The organism is Mesorhizobium sp. WSM4313 (genome assembly GCF_002294725.1).
Taxonomy (GTDB): Bacteria; Pseudomonadota; Alphaproteobacteria; order Rhizobiales; family Rhizobiaceae; genus Mesorhizobium.
The window spans coordinates 62,273-85,761 of the sequence record NZ_NSFT01000010.1; the positions used below are offsets into that span (position 1 = coordinate 62,273).

Genomic DNA, 23,489 nt, shown 5'->3' on the forward strand with positions numbered 1-23,489 from the left:
AGCAGATACGCGCCTAGCCTTTCGCCGTCACCAGATTGGAGCTGAGTTCGAAAGCGACTCCCGATCCATCCGCATAAGACTGCAGCACGGGCGCGCTCCCGCTCATGATGTCCTCCACGACGTGCTTGCGTTCCTGATCGGCCATTGCCTTGCCGGCGGCGCTCATGCCGACCAGGGCCATCGTGTTCAACCGCAGGAGAGGCGCCCCGTCCTCAAAGCGTATCCTGCGCGATATTGTCCTTGATCGGACGTCGTGGAAGCCGGCGTCCCGGAGCAGCACCTCGATCGGCGCCGCATTCCCAAAGCTGTGGCGCAGGTCCACCACTGGGCCGAGGAGGCGCTCGGCGACGCGGCGGAGATCCCGAAAGAAGGGGATTTCCTCATCGGGGCGCCACGTGGCAACGGCCAGCCGGCCGCCCTGCGCCAGTGCTCGCCGCATCTCCGCCGCCGCAGCGGACTTATCGGGAAAGAACTGCAGCCCTTGTTGACAGACGATCAAATCGAACTGCTCTCCGTCATGGAGGGGCAGTGCACCGGCATTGCCTACGCGCCAATCGATGTCTGGCGCCACGGTGCGCGCGACAGCAAGCATATCCGGATTGATGTCGATGCCGAGGACATATCCGGCGGCACCGAGCCGTTCCCTGGCAACCCGGGCAACTATTCCCGTGCCGCAGGCGATGTCCAGCACACGATGGCCTGGAGACAGCTTCAGGTCTTCGAAGGTCACTTCGGCCCAGGGGCGGAAGAGAGGACCCACGAGCCAGCGCTCATACATCTCCGGAAAACTTGCCTGACCCATCGTCTAGCGCCCGTTTCCGGAACAGCATAACAGAATCAGGACGAGGCGAAGAGATCAGCGCGCCCGGAACGAGGCGATCAGGCTTTCGGCCATGCGCACGAATTGCGCGCTCGGACCTTCGGCGCCGACGCTCTGCATCGAGACGCGCGCGCCTTCGAGCAGCAGCGACAGCGTGTCGGCGAGAAGCTCGGCCTGGCCGATGCCGGCATCGCGGCAAAGCGCGACCAGCTTCTCGCGCTGGGCTTCCTTCAGTTCCTTGATGACGCGCCTTGCCGGGTGATCGGTCTCGGTGAGCTCGACGGCGGCATTGGCCATGTCGCAGCCGCGGCTGTCGGCGCTGAGCAGCTCCGAAGCCTTTTGCACCCAAGCATGCAACTGGGCGAGCTTGTCGCCGGGATGCTTAGCCTCGACCTCGTCCCAGATCCTCGAAGCCTTTGCCGCCGTTGCGCGCAGGCATTCGACAATCAATTCGTCCTTGGACTCGAAGTGACGGTAAAGCGTCATCTTGTTGGTGCCGGCAGCCTCGGTGATGGCGTCGACGCCCACACCCTTGATGCCGTGCTTGTGGAACATGTCCTGCGCCGTCTCCAGGATTCGGTCCCGGGGACGGGAACGCTCCGCAACGCCGTCAGTCATCATGCTCTCCTTTCGTCGTTTCCAAAAAAACCGTCGCCACCTCTTGACTAGGGTGTTACCGGTCTGTAACTTCCAGCATGTTACTTACTGGTAACACCTATATCACTCGCCGTCAAACGACAAGGCCCTCCGATAGCCCTGCCAGAGTGAGATAGGACGCAAAACCTGCCTGTCATGCGGCTTTGGCCGGTGAAGAACGAGAAAAAGCGGTTCGTGATCAAGCGATGCGGACCGAGCAAGGAGCCACTCCTATGCAAAAGCGCAAAGACCTGACGATCGACGAAGCCATCCGGGATCCGATGATCCGGCTGGTGATGAAGGCGGACGGGATCGACCCCAAAGCCTTCGAACGGATGCTGCGCCAGCGCGCGGCTGACCAGGCGCCGGGCAACATCCCGCCATCCTTCCTGCAGGATTCCGGCTCGGGCCGGGCCCGGCGCCTGCGCCATTTCGCAAATCCGTTCGGCGAGGCGTCCGCATCATGGTGAACTTCTTCATCCACCGCCCGATCTTCGCGTCGGCGATCGCCATCATCATGGTGCTCGCCGGTGCGATCGCCTATTTCCTCTTGCCCGTCTCGCAGTTTCCGGACATCACGCCCCCGCAGGTCGTGGTCAGCGCGCACTATCCGGGCGCCAGCGCCCAGGTCGTGGCCGATACGGTCACCACCCCGCTCGAGCAGCAGATCAACGGCGTGCAAGGCATGACCTACATGTCGTCGACGAGCTCGAATGACGGCTCTTCGACCATCACCATCACCTTCGACGTCGGCTATCCGCTGAGCACGGCGGCGGTCGACGTGCAGAACCGCGTCAGCCAAGCGGCATCCTCCCTGCCGGCCATCGTCAACCAGGGCGGCGTGACGATCAAGAAGCAGAACCCCAATTTCGTGCTGATCGTCGACCTCACCTCGCCCGACGGTTCGGTCGATCCGGTGGCGCTGAGCAACCTCGCCTATCTACAGGTGGTCGACCCGCTGAAGCGCCTGCCGGGCGTCGGCGACGTGCAGATCTTCGGCGAGCGCCGCTATTCGATGCGCGTCTGGCTCGATCCGGACAAGCTTGCCAATCTCGGCATCACCGCTGTCGACGTGCAGAACGCCATCGCCGAACAGAACGTGCAGGTGGCGGCCGGCAAGATCGGCCAGTCGCCGGCGCCCGCTGGCACCGCCTTCGAGATGCAGGTCAATGCGGTGGGCCGCCTTAGCGACCCGAAGGAATTCGGCGACATCGTCGTGCGCGCCAATTCGCAGAACGGCTCGCTTGTGCGGCTGCGCGACGTCGCCCGCATCGAGCTCGGCGCGCTGCAATATTCTTCCTCCGCCTTCTTCGGCAAGGACCCGACCGTGGTTTTGGCCGTCTACCAGATGCCGGGCTCCAATGCCCTCGACCTGCAGCAGCGGGTCAAGGACAAGATGCAGGAGCTGTCGAAGCGCTTCCCGAAGGGCGTCAGCTACGCCATGCATTACGATACCACGCGCTTCGTGTCGGCCTCGATGCACGACGTGCTGATCACGCTCGGCGAAGCGCTGGTGCTGGTCGTCGCCGTGGTGTTCATCTTCCTCCAGAGCTGGCGCACCACCATCATCCCGACCATCGCCATTCCCGTCTCGCTGATCGCGACGCTGGCGGTGATGTACATGCTGGGCTTTTCGCTCAACATGCTCTCGCTGCTCGGCATGGTGCTGGCGATCGGCCTCGTCGTCGACGACGCGATCGTCGTGGTCGAGAATGTCGAACGTCAGCTCGAGGCAGGACTCAAGCCGCTGGCCGCTACGCGCGCAGCGATGGCCGAGGTGACCGGTCCGATCATCGCCACCACGGCGGTGCTGATGGCGGTGTTCGTTCCCGTTGCCTTCATCCCGGGCGTCTCGGGCCGGCTCTATAACCAGTTCGCGCTGACCGTGGCGATCTCCGTCGGCATCTCCGCCTTCAACTCGCTGACGCTCTCGCCGGCGCTGAGCGCTGCCTTCCTGCGTCATCGCGGCGAGACGCAGTTCGTGCTGTTCCGCTGGTTCAACGCCGGCTTCGACTGGCTGTCGCATGCCTATGCGCATGGGGTGCGCATTCTGATCAAGCTGCGCTGGATCATGCTTGGCCTGTTCGCGGCCGGCCTCGTCGCCACCTATTTCGTCTGGCAGAAACTGCCTTCGACCTTCCTTCCCGTGGAAGACCAGGGCTATTTCTTCGTCGTCATCCAGCTGCCCGACGGCGCTTCGCTCGAACGCACCGACGCGGTGGCGCAGAAGGCGCGCGACATCCTGCAATCGACGCCCGGCGTCGACATCGTCGGCTCGATCAGCGGCCTGAACTTCCTGACCAGCGCCGCGCAGTCGAATTCGGCGGTGGAGTTCGCGATCCTGAAACCATGGGACGAACGCGGTCCTGACCAGAGCGCCTCGAAACTGGTCGAGCAGGTGCGCGGCAAGCTTCTGCAGATGCCGGATGCGTTCGCGCTCTCCTTCGATCCGCCTTCGATCCCGGGCATCGGCACCACCGGCGGCTTCGAGTTCCAGGTCGAGGATTTGTCCGGGCGCGGCAGCGCGGCGCTGAACGACGTCACGCAGGCGCTGCTCGCCGAGGCGCGCAAGCAGCCGGAGCTCAACCCGCAGCAGCTGTTCTCATCCTTCTCGACCTCGACGCCGCAGTTCAACTACGACCTCGACCGCAGCAAGGCGAAGCTGCTCGGCCTCAACCTGCCGGACGTCTTCAACACGCTGCAGATCTATCTCGGCTCGCTCTACGTCAACGACTTCAACCTGTTTGGCCGCACCTTCCGCGTGACCATCCAGGCCGACAAGGACGCGCGCGCCGACGCCACCGACATCTCGCGGCTCTATGTGCGCAACGCGTCGGGCGGCATGGTGCCGCTGAGCACGCTGGGCAGACTGGTGCCGATCGTCGGGCCGGAGACCGTGCCGCATTACAACAACAACGCGTCTGCCCTTATCAATGGCGGTGCTGCCCCCGGCTTCTCGTCCGGACAGGCGGTCGCGGCCATGGAGCGGGCGGCGGCGAATGTGCTGCCGCGCGACTTCGGCTACGAATGGACCGGCATCACTTTCCAGGAGCTCAAGGCCGGATCGATCGCCTCTGTCGTGTTCGGGCTGGCGATCGTCTTCGTGTTCCTGATCCTGGCGGCGCAGTATGAAAGCTGGGCGATGCCTTTCATGGTGCTGCTGGCCGTGCCGCTCGCTTTGTTCGGCGCTTTCATCGTGCTGATGCTGCGCGGCATGCAGATCGACGTCTACTCGCAGATCGGCTTCGTCATGCTGATCGGCCTGGCGGCGAAGAACGCGATCCTGATCGTCGAGTTCGCCAGACGCCGGCGCGAGGAGGGTCTCACCATCGTCGAAGCGGCGATGGAAGCGGCACGGCTGAGGCTGCGGCCGATCCTGATGACCGCCTTCGCCTTCATCCTCGGCGTGCTGCCGCTGATGTTCGCGACGGGCGCCGGCGCCGCCAGCCGGCAATCGATCGGCACCACCGTCTTCGGCGGCATGGTGGCGGCGACGATCCTGTCGCTGGTCTTCGTGCCTGTCTTCTACGCCGTGATCGAGCAGTTGCGCGAACGTGGCGAAAGGGAACCTGCCAAGGCGCACGACGATGCGCCTCAGCAAGACGAAATTGAACCGACCGCCGAGCCGGCGCTTCAGCCGCTCGCCCAGGCGGCCGAATAAGATTGGAGATCAATTATGCGTAGATGGAAAATCGCTTTGGGAACGGCCGTCGCGCTCGGCGCGATCTCGGTGGCCAGCGTGCACTTTCTCGACATGGGCAATTTGAGCGGCGGCGCAGCGGGTGCTGCGCCAGCGCCGGCGGCCTTCGTGATGCCGGTGCCGGTGGTGAATGTCGTGAAGAAGACGCTGCCGATCTATCTCGACTACGCCGCGCGGGTGGAGTCGATCCGCAGCATCACGCTGCAGGCGCGCGTGCCGGGCTATCTGCAGGAGCAGACGGCGGCCGACGGCAGCGACGTCAAGCAGGGCGACCTGCTCTACCGTATCGCGCCCGACGACTATCAGGCTGCGCTGGAGCAGGCGAAGGCGCAGGTGCAGCGCGATAGCGCGACGCTCGACTATGCAAAATCCAATCTCGGCCGCGGCACCGACCTTGCCAAGGCCGGCTATCTGGACAAGGACAGCTTCGACCAGCGCACCAGCAATCTGCGCGCGGCCCAGGCCGCCCTTGCCGTCGACCAGGCGGCGGTGCGGACGGCCGAGCTCAATCTCGGCTATGCCGAGATCAAGGCGCCGTTCTCGGGACGCATCGGCCGGAACCAGGCTTCGGTCGGCACGCTGGTCAGTGTCGCCGGCACGGTGCTCAACACGCTGGTGCAGCTCGACCCGATCTACGTGACCTTCAATCCGAGCGAGAGCGATTTGGTGCAGATCGAGCAGGCGAAGGCCGCCGGTCCGATCGCCGTCGACGTGCTCCTGCCCGGCGAGACGGTGCCCAGCCAGAAGGGCGAGCTGACCTTCATCGACAACACGATCGACCATTCGACCGGCACGATCACGGCGCGCGCCACGATTGGCAACGCCAAGTTCACGCTGTTGCCTGGACAGTATGTACGGGTGCGGCTGCATGTGAAGGAACAGCCCAACACGCTGATGGTGCCGCAGGTGGCGCTGGGTTCCAGCCAGCTCGGCAAATACCTCTATGTCATCGGCAAGGGCAACACCGTCGACCAGAAGCTGGTGTCGCTTGGGCCCACCGACGGCGACCTGATTTCCGTGACCTCCGGCATCTCGGAGACCGACCAGGTGATCACGGGCAATTTGCAGAAGATCGGACCCGGAATGCCGGTTTCTCCCTTGCCGCAACCGAAACCGGCCAGCTGATAACCCCCATCAGTTTCCGGTCCGACGGCGCCCTCGATACCCACGTCGAGGGCGCCGTTTACTATTTGGGGTCAGGCAATTCCGACGCGGAAAGGAACAATCTTCTACGGACGGTCCCTTGTTGGATTGTCGACAACCTGATTGTCTTGCAGCCGGTTCACCGGAATATGACCTGACCTGCAACGGACACAAACGTGAAGATCAAGAGCATCAAGGCCTATCATGTCGTGCAGCCCTTCGTGGACGGACCCTACCGCATGTCCAAGGGGCGGATCGCCGACTGCTTCGACGCGGTGATCGTCGCCATCACGTCGGACAGCGGCGACACCGGCTGGGGCGAGATGGCGCCGCTTGGCAATTTCTACTCGGCCGCGTTTCCCGCAGGCACACGCGCGGGCGTGCCAGAGATCGCGCCGCATCTCATCGGCCAGGATCCACGCGGCCTTGCCGGCATCGGCCGGCTGATGGACACGGCGTTCAAGGGCCACCCCTACATCAAGTCGGCGCTCGACATGGCGTGCTGGGATCTTGCCGCCCGCGCCGCCGGCGTGCCGCTGGTGACCATGCTTGGCGGCCGCGAGAGCGAGATGGCCGAGACTTACCGGGTCGTCACCCACGGCACGCTCGATCAGATGGCGGCGCTTGCCAAAAGGATCATCGCCGAAGGCTGCCGGCGCCTGCAGGTCAAGGTCGGTGGCAATGTGCGCGACGACATCGAGCGGGTCTCGGCGGTGGCCGCCGCCGTGCCGAAGGGCACGGTGATCTTCTGTGACGCCAATGCCGGCTGGACGCCTTACCAGGCGCGCCAGTTCGCCGACGCCACGCGCGGCATCGACTACACGTTCGAGCAGCCATGCACGACGATCGAGGAGAACATGTCGGTGCGCCGCATGCTCGACAAGCCGATGGTGCTCGACGAATCCGTCACCTCGCTGGGCGAGATGCTGGAGATCCACCGCCGCGGCGCCGCCGACGGGCTGACGCTGAAGATCTCGCGACTGGGCGGCGTAACGCAGACCCGCCTGATCCGCGACGTCGCGGTCGATCTCGGTTTCATGATCACGGTCGAGGACACCGGCGGCGCCGAGATCGACACCGCCGCCATGGCGCATCTGTCGCTGTCGACGCCGCAGGAGCGCCGGCTGCACGCTATCGCCTTCCACGAATGGGTGACGGTGCGTACGGCCAGGAACGCGCCGCCGGTGACCGGCAGCCATATGGGCGTTCCCGACGGACCCGGCCTTGGCATCGACGTGGATCCTGGCCTGCTCGGCAAGCCGTTCTTCGAGATCGGCTGAAGATGAAGATCAGGCGGGTCGAGTATGAGAACATTGGCGCCAGCGCGCCGTGCTACTCGGCCGCCACGCCTTTCATCTCGAGATAGCTTTCCATGGAATCGTCCAGCGCCTGCAGCCAGGGCGTATGATGGAGCGGCGACATGGTGCCGGTCATCAGCGAGCGGTAGGCGTTGTCGCGGAAGGTCATGATGTTTTCCATCTTGTGGTGCTCCCACTCCATGAAGGTGCGGTTGACCGCCTCGACGTCGAAGCCCGGATAGTCGGTCTGGTCCATCAGCTCCTTGGTGTAGTCGCCCTGGAACCAGATCATCTGCTCGGCGTCCTCCAGCGTCTCCTCGCGCGCCCGCCACTTGGCGCCGTGCTCGGCCATCGCTTCGGCGGAGGGCAGCTTGATGCGGCCAAGCATCACGTCGCGCGCATACCAGGCCTGCGCGTCGAACATGTTGAAGGTGTAGAACTGGTCCTGCATGCCGATGTAAAAAAGCTTCGGGTTCTTCTCCCAGACCACGCCTTCATAGAGATCGAGCGGCCACATGCGGTTGGCGGTCTTGAGCTTGAGGTCGTCGGTGAGGAAGGGGAAGGAATGCAGATAGCCGGTGCAAAGGATGATGGCATCGACATCCTTGGTCGTGCCGTCCTTGAAATGCGCCGTCTTGCCGACGACCTTCTGCAGCAGCGGCACCTCCTTCCAGTTCTCCGGCCATTTGAAACCCATCGGCTTGGAGCGGTAGCTGGAGGTGATCGATTGGGCGCCGTATTTGTAGCATTGCGAACCGATGTCCTCGGCCGAATAGGAGCGGCCGATGATCAAGATGTCCTTGCCCTTGAATTCCATGGCGTCGCGGAAATCGTGGCTGTGCAGGATGCGGCCGTTGAAGGTGGGGAAACCTTCGAAGAAAGGCACGTTGGGCACCGAGAAATGGCCTGAAGCGACCACGACGTTGTCGAATTCCTCCGAGTAGGTCACGTCGTTGGTGCGATCATGTGCGGTGACGGTGAACTTCTCGGTCTCGTCGGAATAGGTCACCATGCGCACCGGGCTGTTGAAGCGCACCCATTCGCGCAGGCCGGATTTCTCGACGCGGCCCTTGATGTAGTCCCACAGCACGGCCCGCGGCGGATAGGAGGCGATCGGCCGGCCAAAATGTTCCTCGAAGGTGTAGTCGGCGAATTCGAGGCATTCCTTTGGGCCGTTCGACCAGAGATAGCGGTACATCGAGCCGTGCACCGGGTCGCCATGCTCGTCGAGGCCGGTGCGCCAGGTGTAGTTCCATAGGCCTCCCCAGTCGCTCTGCTTCTCGAAGCAGACGATTTCCGGGATCTCGGCGCCCTTGTCGGCGGCCGACTTGAAGGCCCTTAGCTGGGCCAGGCCTGACGGTCCGGCTCCGATGACGGCGACACGAGATTTCATTGCGGGCCTCCTCCTTTTGATTTCGACTTTTTTCTTGACGCAATTCCGGGCGGAAAACCGTTCGACCACTTTTCCTGGAATTGCTCCCACGAAACAAATTTCACTGACAGTGACAGTAATTGGGTCTTTGGTGCTGTCAACAAACATCTGCGGCGACGGCGTTTGCCTGAAACGGTTTTTCTGCGCGAAGGCGGCGCGTCGCGTTGAATCAGGCGTGCCCTGCAACATCCAGCGGCTTGCTGTCGCGGTTGCGCTCTTGTATCGCCACCGAATATGTTCACCTTGAGTGAAATAAATCCGCGAGAGTCGGGGCGACATGGCGAACAAGAATTCCGGCACCAGGTCCACCGATGCGGCAGCGAAGGGCAAGGCGCCGCTAAAGCGCGTTTCGGCCGCCGGGCGCACGATACGCGCCCCGTTGACGCAGAATCCGCACGCCATCCGCGACACGCGCGAAAAAGTGCTGGAAGTGGCGATCGGCCACGAGGTGCGGGCGTTCCGCAAGAAGCTCGGCATCACCGTCGCCGATCTCGCCACCGCCACCGACATTTCGCTCGGCATGCTGTCGAAGATCGAAAACGGCATCACCTCGCCGTCGCTGACGACATTGCAGGCGCTGTCGCGGGCGCTGGGCGTTCCGGTGACCGCCTTCTTCCGACGCTTCGAGGAAGAGCACAGCGCCGTTTTCGTCAAGGCCGGCGAAGGCGTCGATGTCGAGCGCCGCGGCACCCGCGCCGGCCATCAATACAACCTGCTCGGACATATCGGCGCCAACACCAGCGGCGTCGTCGTCGAGCCCTATCTGATCACGCTGACCGAGAATTCGGACGTGTTCCCGACCTTCCAGCATGCGGGCATGGAATTCCTCTACATGCTCGAAGGCGAGGTCGTTTACCGGCACGGCAACAATCTCTATCCGATGAAACCGGGCGACAGCTTGTTCTTCGACGCCGACGCGCCGCACGGCCCGGAAGAGTTGACGCGCCTGCCGATGCGCTATCTGTCGATTATCTGCTATCCGCAAAACAGCGCGGGGTGATTGGCTGATCTCCCCCCTCGTGGGGGAGATGGCCGGCAGGCCAGAGGAGGGCGCTGTCCCGCCGACGTATCAATCGTTGCGGTTGCGACCTTCGGGTCGTCGTTGTTGGTGTTTCGCCCGAGGCAGGCACGGCTGGCGTTCCTTCGCGCCCCCCTCTGCCCTGCCGGGCATCTCCCCCACAAGGGGGGAGATTGGCAGCTTCTAATCCGGCCCGAATCCTGGTGACGTCGGGCTGCCGTCGTCAAGCTTCGACAGCCATTCCACCAGCGTCGGCCTATATCGTGTCAAGCCCTTATAGGTGGCGAGCTCTTCCGGCAGGTCGCGGATGACGCGGTGCAGGCGGCGCGCCCATTTCGGCTGTGTGACCAGCTCGTCCATCTTGATCAGATAGCAACGGATCGGGAAGACGATGGCGTTTGAACGCGGCAGCCGCCAGAAGCTTTGCAGCTCGACGCGCAGATGCACCTTCTGGCCGACATTTTCGGGCGTGACCGTGGCGCGGTCCGGGCCCCATTTGTGATAATTCTCGGGACTGGTGTCGAGGCGCGGATTGATGGTCATCGTCCAGTTGAGACGCCTTGCCGGCTTGCCCTGCTGGATGTTGGTGAGGAACTTCAGCGCGCGGGTGAAAATGCCCTTCTCATGCGCCAGCGGCACCGGCGCGTGCCATTCGAAGAAGTTCATGCCGATGTCGAAGTCGAGCGACCAGTCGGCCTGGGTGGTGACCATGCCGGCATCCATCCACAGATTGCCGTCGCGCTGGTCGAGAATGCAGAAATCGCCCTGGCTCTGGCGGGTGATGTACTCCATCGGCCCGTAGGGCAGCGTCGAGGTGTCGCCGAAGGTGAAGGTGTCGTCGATGCCGAGCGGCCGGTTGATCCAGCGCCAGCGATCGCCGTTTCGCTCCAGTGTGAAGTGCTCGGGATAGCCGAGCGCCTGCTGCTCCATCAGAAGCTCGAGCAGGTCCCAGCCGGCAAGCGTCATATGCGCCAGCGACTGGCAGCGCAGCGGATCCTCGGCCAGCACCAGCGCGCGGTCCTGCATCTCGGCGACATAGTGCTCGTCGACGTCGATCAGGTTCTCGAGCACGCTGCCTTTCGGCCCGACCACATGCGGCTCGATGTTGACCGCGTACATGTAGGAGTCTTCGTTGAACGGGAAGGGAAAGCGCCGGATGTGCTCCGGGCTGTTCTTAAAGGTGAAATCGTCGCGAAACGTTTCCTTGCGAAAGGTGATGCCCATTGACGCCTCCTATCTTTCCAGGACCAGCGACTTGCCCTCGAAGCGCGAGACGCAAGGCATGATCTTGCAGCCGGAACGGTGGTCTTCCTCGCTCAGCCAGTGATCGTTGTGGATGAACTTGCCGTCGGAGGAGATCACATTGGTCTCGCACTGGCCGCAAACGCCGCCGCGGCAGAGATAAGGCGGGTCGACGCCGGCGGCTTCGATTGCCTCGAGCAGGCTCTGCTGCTCGCCGACGCGGATCGTCTTGCCGCTGACGGCCAAGGTCACGTCGAACGGCGCGCCGGGCTGGGGTGCCGCGAAATGCTCGAAATGCACGGTCTCCGGCGGCCATCCGAGGTTAGCCGCGCGGTCACGCACCCAGTTGATCATGCCGGCCGGGCCGCAGACATAGAGATGCGTGCCGAGCGGCTGCGAGGACAAGAGCCGGTCGAGGTCGATGTGCTCCTCGCGGTCGTCGTGGTAGAGCCTGACCCGGTTGCCATAGCGCTGCTGCAAGACATCGGCATAGGTGCCCAGCGAAGCCGTGCGGCAGGTGTAGTGCAATTCGAAATTGCCGCTGGCGCCTGCCAGCTGCGACGTCTGCGCCATGAAAGGCGTGATGCCGATGCCGCCGGCCAGCATCAGGTGCTTCTTCGCCCGGAGATCCAGCGAGAACAGATTGACCGGATAGCTGATCACCATCTCCTGGCCGGGCTTGACCTGCCGGTGCATGAACAGCGAGCCGCCGCGGCCGGCATCGTCTCGGCGCACCGAGATCGTGTATTCGCGTGTGTCGAGCGGCGAGCCCATCAGCGAATAGGGGTTGAGCCTGGTGCGGTCGCCGTCACGCATCTCGACCACGACATGGGCGCCGCCGGAAAAAGTCGGCAGCAGCTCGCCGTCGCGGCGGCGGAAGTGAAAGCGGGTGACCAGCTCGTTGACCGGGACGACGTCGCTGACGACGACGTCGAGCTTGGTGGTGCCGGTGCTCATCGGAAGACCTCCTCGATCGGAGGACTCTCTGAGCGATCCTCGGCGTTGATGCACACGCCCTGGAACGCGGCGAGACGCCGCGAATAGTGATCGCGCACCAGAAGCAGCAGGCCGCAATGCGAGCAGGTAGCCGGCTGCGTCGTCACGTTCTCGGTGATGCCCTTGCAGTGCACGCATTGCACGCGGCGCGCCAGCGAGCCGCGATGCTCGGTCTCAATGGAGGTGTGGTCGATGCCGGCTTCGAGCGCCACCTGCATGGCCTGGCCGATCAGGCCTTCGGTGCCGGCAAGATAAAGGCGCAGGCCCATATGGGCGTTGGTCAGCGTCTGCTTCAGCCGCGGCAACAGGCTGGCGAAAGACGGCGCGATGTGAAGTTGCATCGGCTTCAGCGCTTCGAGAGCTGCCACGTGCTTGCCCTCAGGCCCCGGAATAAAGACGATTTCCGCGCCGTCGAAAAAGCCGGACGGCGCCTTGCCGGCCATGTTGGTTATCGCGAGCGCGCCTTCCGCGTCGGCGATGAAGAGATGATGCTTGCCGGGCCGCGGAGAGAGCGTTCCGTAAACGGGCCGGCTGATGATCGTCTTGGCTGCCATTCTTTCCTTCGTGCCCCGAAAGCCCTCCCGCTGATGATGCCTCAACCTTTTGCCGTGCGCTTGGTCTTTTTGGGATCGTCGAACGGCAAGGGCTGCGCCGTTGCTTTGATCGAGCCGCTCCTGTTGCGAATCTCGAGCTTGGTGTCCTTGACGGCGCAGTCGACATCGAGGCGCGCGATGCCCATCGATTTCTCGACCAGCGGCGAATACATGGCGCAGGTCACCACGCCGACTTGTCTGCCGTCGCGGTAGACGGGCGCGCCCTCGTCCGCCGGTTCCTTGCCGTCGAGCAGCACGCCGTAGATCTTGAAGCGCTCCTTGCCCTTCAGCCGATAATGCTCCTCCGCGCCGCGGAAGCCGGTCTTGCCGGGGCTGACGGTGAAGTCGAGGCCGAGCTCCCACAGCGTGTCGCCGGGGCCTTCGTTCTCGAACGGATACTTTTGGGAATTGTCGTAAGGGTAGAAGAGTAGATAGCTCTCGACGCGCAGCATATCGAGCGTGGTGAAGCGGCACGGAATGATGCCGGCGCTCTTGCCCTCCTCGAGGATCCTGTCCCAGATCGTGCCGGCATTCTGGCCGCGGCAGAAGATCTCGTAGCCGCGCTCGCCGGTGTAGCCGGTGCGCGAGATCATCACCGGAAAGCCGAAGAGCTGCGTCTGCATGTGATGGAAATAGTTGAGGTCGCGGATGCCCGGCACATGCTTGGCAAGATAGTCGACCGCGGTCGGGCCTTGCAGCGAAAGGTCGTGCAGATTGTCGTCGAAGCGCAGCGAGACATCGCGGCCCATCGCCGCCCGCTGCAGCTCCTCATGGCCGGTGCCGGAGCCGTGCACGACCATCCACGAGTTCGGGCTGATGCGGTAGAGAATGCAGTCGTCGGTGAATTTGCCGGCCTCGTTCAGCATGCAGGCATAGGCCGACTTGCCGGGATAGATCTTTTCGACGTCGCGCGTCGTGGCGAGGTCGATAAGATGCGAGGCGTGCGGTCCGGTGATGTGAACCTTCTTCAGACCGGAGACGTCCATGAGCCCGGCCTTGGTGCGGATCGCGACATATTCCTCGTCGGCGTCCTTGTCGTAGGTCCAGGCGGTGCCCATGCCGCTCCAGTCCTCGAGTTTCGAGCCGAGCGCGCGATGGCGATCCGCCAGGGTCGAGAATCTCCAGGATGCCGTCATCCGATCGTCCTCCGTGCGATTTAAGTCGTTGCTGTTCCCTGCTCCTGCTTGGTGGCGGAGCTTGGTCGAATATTGACCGCAAACGGCGAAGCCCTGCAATCCCCTTGAAGCAAATAATTTCATTGTCAGGCAAATTTCTTGCCCGATGACAAACGGTTTACGATGCGTAAATCCGGCTTGACAATTTCGGGAATCGAGCGGAATTTATGAAAAAAATTTCACTCTGTTGAAAGAGTGGACGCCCGGTCGGTTGTGTGGCCGGACGTCGCCAGAAGGGGAAAACCGATGTCCGACATGCAGCAGCGCATCGAAGCGCTGTACCGTTCCGACGTGCGTGGGTCCGTGCTCCTGATCGTATGCCTGTGGGCAACGATCCTCTTCGTCCTCCTGATGACGTGGCCATACATTCCGCATAGCGGCATCAAGCTCGTGGTGGCGGTTGCAGCCGCCGCGGTGCTGATCTTCAACACCGCCGCGATCCTCGCCATGCTCAACCACTACAAGGAAGACAAGGACTTCATCTACGGGCTCGACATCAAGAACGCCGACGCCGCCCGCAACCGCCAATCGTGAAGGGAGAAACCATGGCTCGCTACACCCCGCCGGAGCAGAGCAAGGCCGGACAGATCCTCGACATCGCGGTCGTGGTGGTCGCAATCTTCGTGGCGCTCTGGCTGCCGCTGAAACTCGGCTTTGCCGGGGCGGCGAAGTCGATCGACCCGCTCGATGCCAAGACCTGGGACGCGCTCGGCCAGAACGCGACCATGGCCTCGATCTGGGAGAAGCTGGGCTACACGCCGGAGACGGCGCACGACATCATCCAGAACCGCTTCCACTACATCATCGACTGGCCGACGCTGATCATCATGGCGATCGTGCTGATCGCGTATTTCGTCTTCCTGTTCCGCGCCTCCGATAAGGAATATCGCGAGGTCATCAACGAGAAGTTCGACGACAAATAGACTTCGACGACAAAGAGACTTTCGACGACAAAGAGACCGGGGAAGACATCATGTGGATGGGACTGTCTTACGTTTGCTGGGGCATCTCGGTCGTGCTTGCGGCGTGGATGCTCTACGACTGGTTCAAGGTCGATACGACCTATTCCGAGGAGACTTTGACGTCTTCCCGTGAAGGCGAGCTTGAAGCCGTTTCCGAAAAACACCGGATCTGAGTGGGGACTGACATGACGGCTGCGGTTGAAACGGCACAAACGACGACAATCCACGGCGACAGGGTCTCGCTGCTTCGGGTGCTCGGCCCGGCGCATGTGTGGGCGCTGGGCGTCGGCATCGTGCTGGTCGGCGAGTTCACCGGCTGGAATTTCTCCGCCGACAAGGGCGGCGCGCTCGCCGCGCTGATCGTCTGCTGGGTCGTCGGGCTGCTCTACACCTCGGTCGCCATGATCGATTCGGAGGTGACGTCCACCGTCGCCGCCGCCGGCGGCCAGTATGCTCAGGCCAAGCATATCGTCGGGCCGCTGATGGCCTTCAACGTCGCACTGTTCCTGGTGTTCGCCTACACCATGCTGGAAGTGTCGGACGCGATCCTGCTCGGCGACACCATCGTCGCCAAGGCCGGCGTCGAGGGGCTGACGCACAACTCCTTCATCGCCGCCACCATCGTCGTGCTCGCCTGGCTCAACTATCGCGGCGTGCTGATGACGCTCAACGTCAACTTCGTCATCACCGCGATCGCCTATGTCTCGATCGTGATCCTGTTCTTCTCCGTCAGCCCTTGGACGCAAGGCGCGGTGCTGAAGCTCAACGAGCTGGTCACCCCCGGCAACGCCCTGCCCTATGGCTGGATCGGCGTCATTGCCGCCTTCCAATTCGGCATCTGGTATTATCTCGGCATAGAGGGCACGACGCAGGCAGCCGAGGAAGTGCGCTCGCCGGCGCGCTCGCTGCCTTACGGCACCATGGCCGGCATGATCACGCTTCTGATCGCCGCCGCGATGACCTGGTATGTCTGCGCCTCGCTGATGCCCTGGGAATATCTCGGCATCACCTATTATCCGCTGTGGGACGCCGGCAAGCTGACGGGCAGCCCGCTGCTGGAAAACCTGCTCTTCATCGCGACGCTGCTGGCAGCGCTCGCCTCGGCCAATGGCTGCATCAACGACGCGGCGCGCGCCTGGTTCTCGCTCGGCCGCGACCGCTACCTGCCGAGCTGGTTCTCGGCAGTGCATCCGAAATATCGCACGCCCTATCGCTCGATCCTCTTCCTGCTGCCGATCGCGCTGGCCTTCGCCTTCATCGCTGATCTCAACCAGGCGATCACCTTCTCGATCCTGTCGGGCGTGCTGCAATACACCTTCATGAGCATCAACATCATGATGTTCCGCAAGAAGTGGCCGCTGGGTTCGATCCGCCGCGGCTACACGCACCCCTTCCACCCACTGCCGGCGATCGTGCTCTTCTGCCTGTGCATGGTGACTTTCTTCGCCATCTTCCTCGGCTTCGGCTCTCAGTTGATCGCGATGACCGTCTTCTATTTCCTGATCTCGCTGTGGTTCCACTTCTACCGCTACAAGTTCGTGCGGCGCGGCGACCAGTTCTCCATGCCGTGGCCGAAGCCGCAGGGTTATTGAGTGGAGTAAGGGCCCGCCGTTCGATGGCGGGCCGTGGCGTATCGAAATGTCCGAGCTGACGTCAGTATTGCTTACCGGGGCGATCGCACTGGGCGTCGCCGCTCATATTGTCTGGCTGGCGCGCGCCAGCCGCAACAGGGCGAAGGCGGCCTTGGCCGCCCATATGGCGAGCGTCCGCAGCATCGTTCCGGACGCCGCCGACATTTCCGATGGCACAGCCGGTGTCGTCACCTGGGCCGGTTCCTGGAACGGTCAGCGCGTCCAGGTGCGGACCATCGTCGACACGCTGGCGACACGAAAGCTGCCGACGCGCTGGCTCAGCGTTTCGATCACCGAGCCGGTCGCGGTGCCGGGCACGTTCGACATGATGATGCGGCCGAATTCGGCGACGACATTTTCCAATTTCGACCATCTGCCGCACACGCTGCCGAAGGTGCTCGGCCTTCCCGCCGACGCGGTGCTCAGGACGGACCGCAGAGGCGTCGCCTTCCCGCAGGATCTGATCGCCGCGCATACAGACATCTTTGCCGAAAGCCGCGCCAAGGAATTGCTGATAACGCCGAAGGGCGTGCGCATCGTCTGGCTGCTGGCCGAGGCCGAGCGCGCTCGCTACGGTGTGTTCCGGCAGGCGGCGTTCGGCGATGCCGGGATCGATCCGGCCTTGATCGAACGGCTGCTCGAGGCAGCCTCGACGCTTCGCCAAGCCATCAACCGGCGCGAAAGACGGGCCGCATGAGCGACGAAACCGCCACCCCTGCTCCCGCGAATCCCTATCTCGTGCTCGGGGCCGCGATAATCTTGCCGGCAAGCGGCCATGTCATGCTCGGCGTGCCGGCGCGCGGGCTGCAATTCCTGTTCTTCATGGTGATCCTTGGCTGGATAACCACCAAGCTGGCGCCGGTCGACGCCGGCTTCATCGGCCGCCATGCCGGGGGTTTCCTGATCTATGCCCTCTCGATCCTCGACGCCTATAGGATCGCGCGCATCCGCCATGCGATCTGGGTTCACAATGCGCGTCCGGGCGGCGATAGTGCCGAGGGCAATGCCCCGTCCAATATGTAATCACAGGAAAATTTTTTTCATACCAATTGAATTCGGCTTACTCATTGGGTACATCATCTGAGAGCCAAAAAACGTTGGAGGCTGGCATGTGCGGAATCGTCGGACTTTTCTTGAAGGACAAGGCGCTGGAGCCGAAGCTCGGCGCCATGCTGTCGGAGATGCTGGTGTCGCTCAGCGACCGCGGACCGGACAGTGCCGGCATCGCCATCTATGGCGCAGCCACCGGCAATGAAGCCAAGATCACCGTGCAGTCGCCGAAGCCCGATCGCGATTTCCGCGGCCTCGACGCCGAGCTCGCCAAGGCGATCAGCGCGCCGGTCAGCGTCGCGGTCAAGTCCACGCATGCGGTGATCCGGACCACGCCGGACAAGGTCGACGCCGCGCGCGAGGCGCTGCAGACGCTCCGGCCCGACATCCGCATCATGGGCGCCGGCGAAGCAGTCGAGATCTACAAGGAAGTCGGCCTGCCCGAAGCGGTCGTCGACCGTTTCGACGTGCGCGCGATGACCGGCACGCACGGTATCGGCCACACCCGCATGGCAACGGAATCGGCGGTGACGACGATGGGCGCGCATCCTTTCTCGACCGGCGCCGACCAGTGCCTGGTGCACAATGGCTCGCTCTCCAACCACAACAATGTACGCCGCGAGCTGATTCGCGACGGCATGACCTTCGAGACCGAGAACGACACCGAGGTGGCGGCTGCCTATCTGTCCAACCGGATGGCGCATGGCAAGAATCTCGGCGAGGCGCTGGAAGGCGCGCTCTCTGACCTCGACGGCTTCTTCACCTTCGTCGTCGGCACCAAGAATGGCTTCGGTGTGGTGCGCGATCCGATCGCCTGCAAGCCGGCCGTGATGGCCGAGACCGACCAGTATGTCGCCTTCGGCTCCGAATATCGCGCGCTGACCAAGCTTCCCGGCATCGACAATGCGCGGGTCTGGGAGCCCGAGCCCGCAACCGTTTATTTCTGGGAGCATTGAGCTCATGCCGGCAACCCCAATGTCGAAAGCCGAGCGCGAGCCAGGCCATGCCCACAATCAGGCGTCACGCGTCTTTGACCTATCCGTGCATTCGCTGCGCGAGTTGAACCAGGCGCTGCACAAGCTCACGCCCGGCTCGAACGAGACCGCATGGGAAGTGCTCAACCCCAAGGGCAGCCATTCGGTGGCGGTCGGCGTCGATCAGCCCGTCAGTATCGATGTACGCGGCAGCGTCGGCTATTACTGCGCCGGCATGAATGACGGCGCGGCGATCACCGTGCATGGCTCGGCCGGCCCCGGTGTCGGCGAGAACATGATGTCGGGCTCGATCGTCATCAAGGGCGACGCCAGCCAGTATGCCGGCGCCACCGGCCGCGGCGGCTTGCTGGTCATCGAGGGCAATGCCTCGTCGCGCTGCGGCATTTCGATGAAAGGCATCGACATCGTCGTGCACGGCAATATCGGCCACATGTCGGCCTTCATGGCGCAGTCCGGCAACCTCGTGGTGCTGGGCGATGCCGGCGACGCGCTGGGCGATTCCATCTACGAGGCGCGGCTCTTCGTGCGCGGCAAGGTGGAGAGCCTCGGCGCCGACTGCATCGCCAAGGAGATGCGGTCCGAGCATATCGAATTGCTGCAGGCCCTGCTCGACAAGGCCGGCGTGACCGGCGTCAAGGCCTCGGAGTTCAAGCGCTACGGCTCGGCCCGCAAACTCTACAATTTCAACATCGATAACGCCGACGCGTATTGAGGCAAGATGACCTACCGCAACCCGCCGACGACGCCGCGCAAATCCGCGACCTTCGACGATTACACGCTTTCCGAAATCCGCCGCGCGGCCGCGACCGGCATCTATGATATCCGCGGCGCCGGCGCCAAGCGCAAGCTGCCGCATTTCGACGACCTGCTTTTCCTCGGCGCCTCGATCTCGCGCTATCCGCTCGAAGGCTATCGCGAGCGCTGCGACACCTCGGTAGTGCTCGGCTCGCGCCACGCCAGGAAGCCGATCGAGCTGAAGATCCCGATCACCATCGCCGGCATGAGCTTTGGCTCGCTGTCCGGGCCGGCTAAGGAAGCCTTGGGGCGCGGCGCCACGCTCTCCGGCACCTCGACCACCACCGGTGACGGCGGCATGACCGAGGAAGAACGCGGTCATTCCAAGACGCTGGTCTATCAGTACCTGCCCTCGCGCTACGGCATGAATCCGCGCGACCTGCGCCGCGCCGACGCCATCGAAGTGGTCGTCGGCCAGGGCGCCAAGCCCGGCGGCGGCGGCATGCTGCTCGGACAGAAGATCTCCGACCGCGTCGCCGAGATGCGCACGCTGCCCAAGGGCATCGACCAGCGCTCGGCCTCGCGCCATCCCGATTGGACGGGGCCGGACGATCTCGAGATCAAGATCCTCGAGCTGCGCGAGATCACCGACTGGGAAAAGCCGATCTACGTCAAGGTCGGCGGCGCGCGGCCCTATTACGACACCGCGCTCGCGGTGAAGGCCGGCGCCGATGTCGTGGTGGTTGACGGCATGCAGGGCGGCACCGCTGCCACCCAGGAAGTGTTCATCGAGAATGTCGGCCAGCCGACGCTTGCCTGCATCCGGCCGGCGGTACAGGCGCTGCAAGACCTCGGCATGCATCGCAAGGTGCAGCTCATCGTCTCGGGCGGCATCCGCAACGGCGCCGATGTCGCCAAGGCGCTGGCGCTGGGCGTCGACGCCGTCTCGATCGGCACGGCGGCACTGGTCGCGCTGGGTGACAACGATCCCCGCTGGGAGGCGGAGTACAGTGCGCTCGGCACAACGGCCGGCGCCTATGACGACTGGCACGAGGGCCGCGACCCCGCCGGCATCACCACGCAGGACCCCGAATTGATGAAACGGGTCGACCCGATCGCGGCCGGACGGCGGCTGGCGAACTACCTCAAGGTGATGACGCTCGAAGCGCAGACCATCGCACGCGCCTGCGGCAAGAACAGCCTGCACAATCTCGAGCCCGAGGATCTCGTCGCGCTCTCGATCGAAGCCGCCGCCATGGCCGGCGTGCCTTTGGCCGGCACCAGCTGGATACCGGGAAAGAACGGCTTCTAGGACAAACTTCCAAGACACATAAGCGAGGAACTACATAATGGGGAACGATCTCGCCGCATTCGCCAAGGAGAACGGCGTCAAATATTTCATGATCTCCTACACCGACCTGTTCAGCGGGCAGCGTGCCAAGCTGGTGCCGGCGCAGGCGATCGCCGACATGCAGAAGGACGGTGCAGGATTTGCCGGCTTCGCCACATGGCTCGACCTGACGCCGGCGCATCCCGACATGCTGGCGGTGCCGGATCCGGCTTCGGTCATCCAACTGCCGTGGAAGAAGGACGTCGCCTGGGTAGCCGCCAACTGCATCATGGACGACAAGGAGGTGAACCAGGCGCCGCGCAACACGCTGAAGCGGCTGATCGACGAAGCCGCCCGCGACGGCATGCATGTCAAGACCGGCGTCGAGGCCGAGTTCTTCCTGATCTCGCCTGATGGCAAGGCGATCTCCGACGAGTACGATACAGCGTCGAAACCCTGCTACGACCAGCAGGCGGTGATGCGGCGCTACGACGTCATCGCCGAGATCTGCGACCACATGCTGGCGTTGGGCTGGGGCCCGTACCAGAACGACCACGAGGACGCCAACGGTCAGTTCGAGATGAACTGGACCTTCGATCACGCGCTGGCGACCGCCGACAAGCACTCCTTCTTCAAGTTCATGGTCAAGTCGATCGCCGAAAAGCATGGCCTGCGCGCGACGTTCATGCCCAAGCCCTTCCAGGGCCTGACCGGCAATGGCTGCCATGCGCATATCTCGGTGTGGGACGAGACCGGCAAGACCAATGTCTTTGCCGACAATTCGGAAGAGCTCGGCCTGTCCGCCAAGGGCAGGAACTTCCTCGGCGGCATCATGAAGCATGCCTCGGCACTTGCCGCTATCACCAACCCGACGGTGAATTCCTACAAGCGCATCAACGCGCCGCGCACCATTTCGGGCGCGACCTGGGCGCCGAACACGGTGACCTGGACCGGCAACAACCGCACGCATATGGTGCGCGTGCCGGGACCCGGCCGCTTCGAATTGCGCCTGCCGGACGGCGCCGCCAATCCCTACCTCCTGCAGGCCGTCATCATCGCCGCCGGCCTGGACGGCATCCGCTCGAAAGCCGATCCCGGCAAGCGCTACGACATCGACATGTACCAGCTCGGCCACACGGTGACGGATGCGCCGAAACTGCCGCTCAACCTGCTCGACGCGCTGCGCGAGTTCGACAAGGACAAATCGCTCAAGGCGGCGCTGGGTGAGGAATTCTCGTCGGCATATCTAAAGCTGAAGCAGCAGGAATGGAATTCCTATGCTTCCCACTTCACGCAGTGGGAGCGCGACCACACGCTGGATATCTGACCGTCCCGTAGTGGAGCATGATGTCGTCCGAAAACCGCTTCACACTTTTCGGCATCATGCTCTAGCGGTGCGAGCGACCTCGGAATGAACTGATGAAATATTCGATCTTCTCGCTCGCCCGCGCCGCCCTTTCCGGCCACAAGAACTGGCAGCCGACCTGGCGCGATGCTGCGCCCAAGGACCGCTATGACGTGATCATCATCGGCGGCGGCGGCCACGGGCTCGCCACCGCCTGGTTTCTCGCCAGCGAGTTCGGTATCCGCAATGTCGCGGTGCTGGAAAAGGGGTGGATCGGCTCCGGCAATGCCGGCCGCAACACCACCATCATCCGCTCCAATTACGGCCTTCCCGGCAACACCGGCTTCTACGAATTGTCGATGAAGCTGTGGGAGCGGATGGAGCAGGACCTCAACTATAACGCGATGGTCAGCCAGCGCGGCGTGCTCAACCTCTATCACTCCGACGCGCAGCGCGATGCTTTCGCCCGGCGCGGCAACACCATGCGCATCAACGGCATCGATGCGGAACTGCTCGACCAGGCGGCGCTGCGCAAAATGCTGCCGTTCCTGAATTTCGACAATGCGCGTTTCCCCGTGCAAGGCGGACTGCTGCAGCGGCGCGGCGGCACGGCGCGGCATGACGCCGTGGTGTGGGGCTACGCGCATGCGGCGAGCGAACTCGGCGTCGACATCATCCAGAATTGCGAGGTTACCGGCTTCACGCGCGACGCCAACGGCAAGGTGACCGGTGTTGAGACATCGCGCGGCAAGATCGGCGCCGGCAAGGTCGGCATGGCAGTGGCCGGCTCCTCGTCACGGGTCGCGGCTATGGCAGGTCTTCGCCTGCCGATCGAAAGCCATGTGCTGCAGGCCTTCGTCTCCGAAGCGATCAAGCCGCTGATCCCCGGGGTCATGACCTTCGGCGCCGGACACTTCTATGTCAGCCAGTCGGACAAGGGCGGGCTGGTCTTCGGCGGCGATATCGACGGCTACAATTCCTATGCCCAGCGCGGCAATCTGCCGGTCGTGGAGGATGTCTGCGAGGGCGGTATGGCGCTGATCCCGATGATCGGCCGCGTGCGGCTTTTGCGCCAGTGGGGCGGCATCATGGACATGTCGATGGACGGCTCGCCGATCATCGACAAGAGCCCGGTCGACGGCCTCTACATCAATGCCGGCTGGTGCTATGGCGGCTTCAAGGCGACGCCCGGCTCCGGTTTCGTCTTCGCCCATCTCATCGCCCGCGATCAATCGCACAAGGAAGCCGCGCTTTTCCGCCTCGACCGTTTCCAGCGCGGCGCCATGATCGACGAGAAGGGCCAGGGCGCCCAACCGAACCTGCATTAGGGATAGAGCATGATGTTATCCAAAAACCGCTTCACACTTTTTGGCATCATGCATTGAAGA

At 63.4% G+C, this 23,489-nt stretch carries 23 protein-coding genes; 16 read left to right on the forward strand and 7 right to left on the reverse strand.

All coding sequences use genetic code 11. The annotated features are described in order from the left end of the window. Nucleotides 1-13 precede the first annotated feature (13 nt). Both CK219_RS21515 and CK219_RS21520 read right to left on the reverse strand, forming a co-directional pair. Nucleotides 14-802 carry a methyltransferase domain-containing protein gene (locus tag CK219_RS21515; RefSeq protein ID WP_095768758.1) on the reverse strand — a complete coding sequence of 263 codons (789 nt, stop codon included), beginning with the start codon at nucleotides 800-802 and terminating at the stop codon, nucleotides 14-16. A 54-nt stretch (nucleotides 803-856) separates the two neighbouring features. After that, nucleotides 857-1,438, reverse strand: a complete 582-nt coding sequence (locus CK219_RS21520) for a TetR/AcrR family transcriptional regulator (protein WP_095768887.1) — start codon at nucleotides 1,436-1,438, stop codon at nucleotides 857-859. Between the two features lie 251 nt (nucleotides 1,439-1,689). Here CK219_RS21520 and CK219_RS21525 point away from each other — a divergent pair, with 251 nt between their 5' ends. The 4 genes from CK219_RS21525 to CK219_RS21540 all read left to right on the forward strand — a co-directional run bounded on the left by CK219_RS21525 (nucleotide 1,690) and on the right by CK219_RS21540 (nucleotide 7,579). Next, the gene (locus CK219_RS21525; RefSeq protein ID WP_095768759.1) at nucleotides 1,690-1,926 is read left to right on the forward strand and encodes a hypothetical protein; all 237 of its coding nucleotides are present in this window, start codon (nucleotides 1,690-1,692) and stop codon (nucleotides 1,924-1,926) included. Beyond that, nucleotides 1,920-5,117, forward strand: a complete 3,198-nt coding sequence (locus CK219_RS21530) for a multidrug efflux RND transporter permease subunit (RefSeq protein WP_095768760.1) — start codon at nucleotides 1,920-1,922, stop codon at nucleotides 5,115-5,117. Before CK219_RS21525 ends, CK219_RS21530 begins: the two co-directional genes overlap by 7 nt. Nucleotides 5,118-5,132: 15 nt before the next feature. Beyond that, nucleotides 5,133-6,281: an efflux RND transporter periplasmic adaptor subunit gene (locus tag CK219_RS21535; RefSeq protein WP_095768761.1), complete on the forward strand. Its 1,149-nt coding sequence runs from the start codon at nucleotides 5,133-5,135 to the stop codon at nucleotides 6,279-6,281. A 194-nt stretch (nucleotides 6,282-6,475) separates the two neighbouring features. Beyond that, nucleotides 6,476-7,579 (forward strand): mandelate racemase/muconate lactonizing enzyme family protein, encoded by a 1,104-nt coding sequence (locus tag CK219_RS21540; RefSeq protein ID WP_095768762.1) that lies wholly within the window; start codon nucleotides 6,476-6,478, stop codon nucleotides 7,577-7,579. Nucleotides 7,580-7,631: 52 nt separating this feature from the next. Here the strand turns inward: CK219_RS21540 and CK219_RS21545 are convergent, their stop codons facing one another. Next, on the reverse strand, nucleotides 7,632-8,990 hold the full coding sequence (locus CK219_RS21545) for an NAD(P)/FAD-dependent oxidoreductase (protein WP_095768888.1): 1,359 nt from the start codon (nucleotides 8,988-8,990) through the stop codon (nucleotides 7,632-7,634). 316 nt (nucleotides 8,991-9,306) lie between these two features. On the opposite strand from CK219_RS21545, the gene CK219_RS21550 reads away from it, so the two are divergent. Beyond that, entirely contained in the window at nucleotides 9,307-10,029 is a 723-nt protein-coding gene (locus CK219_RS21550) for an XRE family transcriptional regulator (protein WP_095768763.1), read from the forward strand. A gap of 201 nt (nucleotides 10,030-10,230) precedes the next feature. Here the strand turns inward: CK219_RS21550 and CK219_RS21555 are convergent, their stop codons facing one another. Genes CK219_RS21555 through CK219_RS21570 form a run of 4 tightly spaced genes read right to left on the reverse strand, consistent with a single transcriptional unit; the run spans nucleotide 10,231 to nucleotide 14,014 of the window. Next, nucleotides 10,231-11,271 carry a DUF3445 domain-containing protein gene (locus CK219_RS21555; RefSeq protein WP_095768764.1) on the reverse strand — a complete coding sequence of 347 codons (1,041 nt, stop codon included), beginning with the start codon at nucleotides 11,269-11,271 and terminating at the stop codon, nucleotides 10,231-10,233. 9 nt (nucleotides 11,272-11,280) lie between these two features. Continuing rightward, nucleotides 11,281-12,246: a PDR/VanB family oxidoreductase gene (locus CK219_RS21560; RefSeq protein ID WP_095768765.1), complete on the reverse strand. Its 966-nt coding sequence runs from the start codon at nucleotides 12,244-12,246 to the stop codon at nucleotides 11,281-11,283. Then, nucleotides 12,243-12,839, reverse strand: a complete 597-nt coding sequence (locus tag CK219_RS21565) for a dimethylamine monooxygenase subunit DmmA family protein (RefSeq protein ID WP_095768766.1) — start codon at nucleotides 12,837-12,839, stop codon at nucleotides 12,243-12,245. Before CK219_RS21565 ends, CK219_RS21560 begins: the two co-directional genes overlap by 4 nt. Before the next feature lie 41 nt (nucleotides 12,840-12,880). Beyond that, nucleotides 12,881-14,014: an aminomethyltransferase family protein gene (locus tag CK219_RS21570; protein WP_095768767.1), complete on the reverse strand. Its 1,134-nt coding sequence runs from the start codon at nucleotides 14,012-14,014 to the stop codon at nucleotides 12,881-12,883. Nucleotides 14,015-14,299: 285 nt separating this feature from the next. On the opposite strand from CK219_RS21570, the gene CK219_RS21575 reads away from it, so the two are divergent. From CK219_RS21575 to CK219_RS21625, 11 genes are all read left to right on the forward strand, one after another. Continuing rightward, nucleotides 14,300-14,587, forward strand: coding sequence for a hypothetical protein (locus CK219_RS21575; protein ID WP_095768768.1), 288 nt, complete (start codon nucleotides 14,300-14,302; stop codon nucleotides 14,585-14,587). Nucleotides 14,588-14,598: 11 nt separating this feature from the next. After that, a complete protein-coding gene (locus tag CK219_RS21580) occupies nucleotides 14,599-14,976 on the forward strand; it encodes a hypothetical protein (RefSeq protein WP_095768769.1) in 378 nt (125 codons plus the stop codon). Between the two features lie 50 nt (nucleotides 14,977-15,026). Then, a complete protein-coding gene (locus CK219_RS21585; RefSeq protein WP_095768770.1) occupies nucleotides 15,027-15,188 on the forward strand; it encodes a hypothetical protein in 162 nt (53 codons plus the stop codon). 12 nt (nucleotides 15,189-15,200) lie between these two features. Then, nucleotides 15,201-16,607: an APC family permease gene (locus tag CK219_RS21590; protein WP_095768771.1), complete on the forward strand. Its 1,407-nt coding sequence runs from the start codon at nucleotides 15,201-15,203 to the stop codon at nucleotides 16,605-16,607. Between the two features lie 46 nt (nucleotides 16,608-16,653). Continuing rightward, nucleotides 16,654-17,343 carry a hypothetical protein gene (locus CK219_RS21595; protein ID WP_176477112.1) on the forward strand — a complete coding sequence of 230 codons (690 nt, stop codon included), beginning with the start codon at nucleotides 16,654-16,656 and terminating at the stop codon, nucleotides 17,341-17,343. Next, the gene (locus CK219_RS21600) at nucleotides 17,340-17,669 is read left to right on the forward strand and encodes a hypothetical protein (protein ID WP_095768772.1); all 330 of its coding nucleotides are present in this window, start codon (nucleotides 17,340-17,342) and stop codon (nucleotides 17,667-17,669) included. Before CK219_RS21595 ends, CK219_RS21600 begins: the two co-directional genes overlap by 4 nt. An 86-nt stretch (nucleotides 17,670-17,755) precedes the next feature. Next, complete coding sequence (locus CK219_RS21605) at nucleotides 17,756-18,652, forward strand: glutamine amidotransferase family protein (RefSeq protein WP_095768773.1); 897 nt, start codon at nucleotides 17,756-17,758, stop codon at nucleotides 18,650-18,652. Between the two features lie 19 nt (nucleotides 18,653-18,671). Further along, nucleotides 18,672-19,403 (forward strand): GXGXG domain-containing protein, encoded by a 732-nt coding sequence (locus CK219_RS21610; protein WP_176477118.1) that lies wholly within the window; start codon nucleotides 18,672-18,674, stop codon nucleotides 19,401-19,403. Nucleotides 19,404-19,409: 6 nt separating this feature from the next. Beyond that, nucleotides 19,410-20,738 carry an FMN-binding glutamate synthase family protein gene (locus CK219_RS21615; RefSeq protein ID WP_095768775.1) on the forward strand — a complete coding sequence of 443 codons (1,329 nt, stop codon included), beginning with the start codon at nucleotides 19,410-19,412 and terminating at the stop codon, nucleotides 20,736-20,738. Between the two features lie 37 nt (nucleotides 20,739-20,775). Beyond that, on the forward strand, nucleotides 20,776-22,083 hold the full coding sequence (gene glnT, locus CK219_RS21620; protein ID WP_095768776.1) for a type III glutamate--ammonia ligase: 1,308 nt from the start codon (nucleotides 20,776-20,778) through the stop codon (nucleotides 22,081-22,083). 92 nt (nucleotides 22,084-22,175) lie between these two features. Continuing rightward, nucleotides 22,176-23,429 carry a sarcosine oxidase subunit beta family protein gene (locus CK219_RS21625; RefSeq protein WP_095768777.1) on the forward strand — a complete coding sequence of 418 codons (1,254 nt, stop codon included), beginning with the start codon at nucleotides 22,176-22,178 and terminating at the stop codon, nucleotides 23,427-23,429. Nucleotides 23,430-23,489 lie beyond the last annotated feature (60 nt).

Excerpts from the sequence above, each read along its gene's own strand:
- CK219_RS21585 (WP_095768770.1), top strand. The coding sequence starts at position 15,027 with ATGTGGATGGGACTGTCTTACGTTTGCTGGGGCATCTCGGTCGTGCTT.
- CK219_RS21555 (WP_095768764.1), bottom strand. The coding sequence starts at position 11,271 with ATGGGCATCACCTTTCGCAAGGAAACGTTTCGCGACGATTTCACCTTT.
- CK219_RS21605 (WP_095768773.1), top strand. The coding sequence starts at position 17,756 with ATGTGCGGAATCGTCGGACTTTTCTTGAAGGACAAGGCGCTGGAGCCG.
- CK219_RS21535 (WP_095768761.1), top strand. The coding sequence starts at position 5,133 with ATGCGTAGATGGAAAATCGCTTTGGGAACGGCCGTCGCGCTCGGCGCG.
- CK219_RS21565 (WP_095768766.1), bottom strand. The coding sequence starts at position 12,839 with ATGGCAGCCAAGACGATCATCAGCCGGCCCGTTTACGGAACGCTCTCT.
- CK219_RS21530 (WP_095768760.1), top strand. The coding sequence starts at position 1,920 with ATGGTGAACTTCTTCATCCACCGCCCGATCTTCGCGTCGGCGATCGCC.
- glnT (WP_095768776.1), top strand. The coding sequence starts at position 20,776 with ATGGGGAACGATCTCGCCGCATTCGCCAAGGAGAACGGCGTCAAATAT.
- CK219_RS21610 (WP_176477118.1), top strand. The coding sequence starts at position 18,672 with ATGTCGAAAGCCGAGCGCGAGCCAGGCCATGCCCACAATCAGGCGTCA.
- CK219_RS21570 (WP_095768767.1), bottom strand. The coding sequence starts at position 14,014 with ATGACGGCATCCTGGAGATTCTCGACCCTGGCGGATCGCCATCGCGCG.
- CK219_RS21595 (WP_176477112.1), top strand. The coding sequence starts at position 16,654 with ATGTCCGAGCTGACGTCAGTATTGCTTACCGGGGCGATCGCACTGGGC.
- CK219_RS21515 (WP_095768758.1), bottom strand. The coding sequence starts at position 802 with ATGGGTCAGGCAAGTTTTCCGGAGATGTATGAGCGCTGGCTCGTGGGT.
- CK219_RS21545 (WP_095768888.1), bottom strand. The coding sequence starts at position 8,990 with ATGAAATCTCGTGTCGCCGTCATCGGAGCCGGACCGTCAGGCCTGGCC.
- CK219_RS21520 (WP_095768887.1), bottom strand. The coding sequence starts at position 1,438 with ATGACTGACGGCGTTGCGGAGCGTTCCCGTCCCCGGGACCGAATCCTG.
- CK219_RS21580 (WP_095768769.1), top strand. The coding sequence starts at position 14,599 with ATGGCTCGCTACACCCCGCCGGAGCAGAGCAAGGCCGGACAGATCCTC.
- CK219_RS21600 (WP_095768772.1), top strand. The coding sequence starts at position 17,340 with ATGAGCGACGAAACCGCCACCCCTGCTCCCGCGAATCCCTATCTCGTG.
- CK219_RS21575 (WP_095768768.1), top strand. The coding sequence starts at position 14,300 with ATGTCCGACATGCAGCAGCGCATCGAAGCGCTGTACCGTTCCGACGTG.
- CK219_RS21560 (WP_095768765.1), bottom strand. The coding sequence starts at position 12,246 with ATGAGCACCGGCACCACCAAGCTCGACGTCGTCGTCAGCGACGTCGTC.
- CK219_RS21525 (WP_095768759.1), top strand. The coding sequence starts at position 1,690 with ATGCAAAAGCGCAAAGACCTGACGATCGACGAAGCCATCCGGGATCCG.
- CK219_RS21550 (WP_095768763.1), top strand. The coding sequence starts at position 9,307 with ATGGCGAACAAGAATTCCGGCACCAGGTCCACCGATGCGGCAGCGAAG.
- CK219_RS21615 (WP_095768775.1), top strand. The coding sequence starts at position 19,410 with ATGACCTACCGCAACCCGCCGACGACGCCGCGCAAATCCGCGACCTTC.
- CK219_RS21625 (WP_095768777.1), top strand. The coding sequence starts at position 22,176 with ATGAAATATTCGATCTTCTCGCTCGCCCGCGCCGCCCTTTCCGGCCAC.
- CK219_RS21590 (WP_095768771.1), top strand. The coding sequence starts at position 15,201 with ATGACGGCTGCGGTTGAAACGGCACAAACGACGACAATCCACGGCGAC.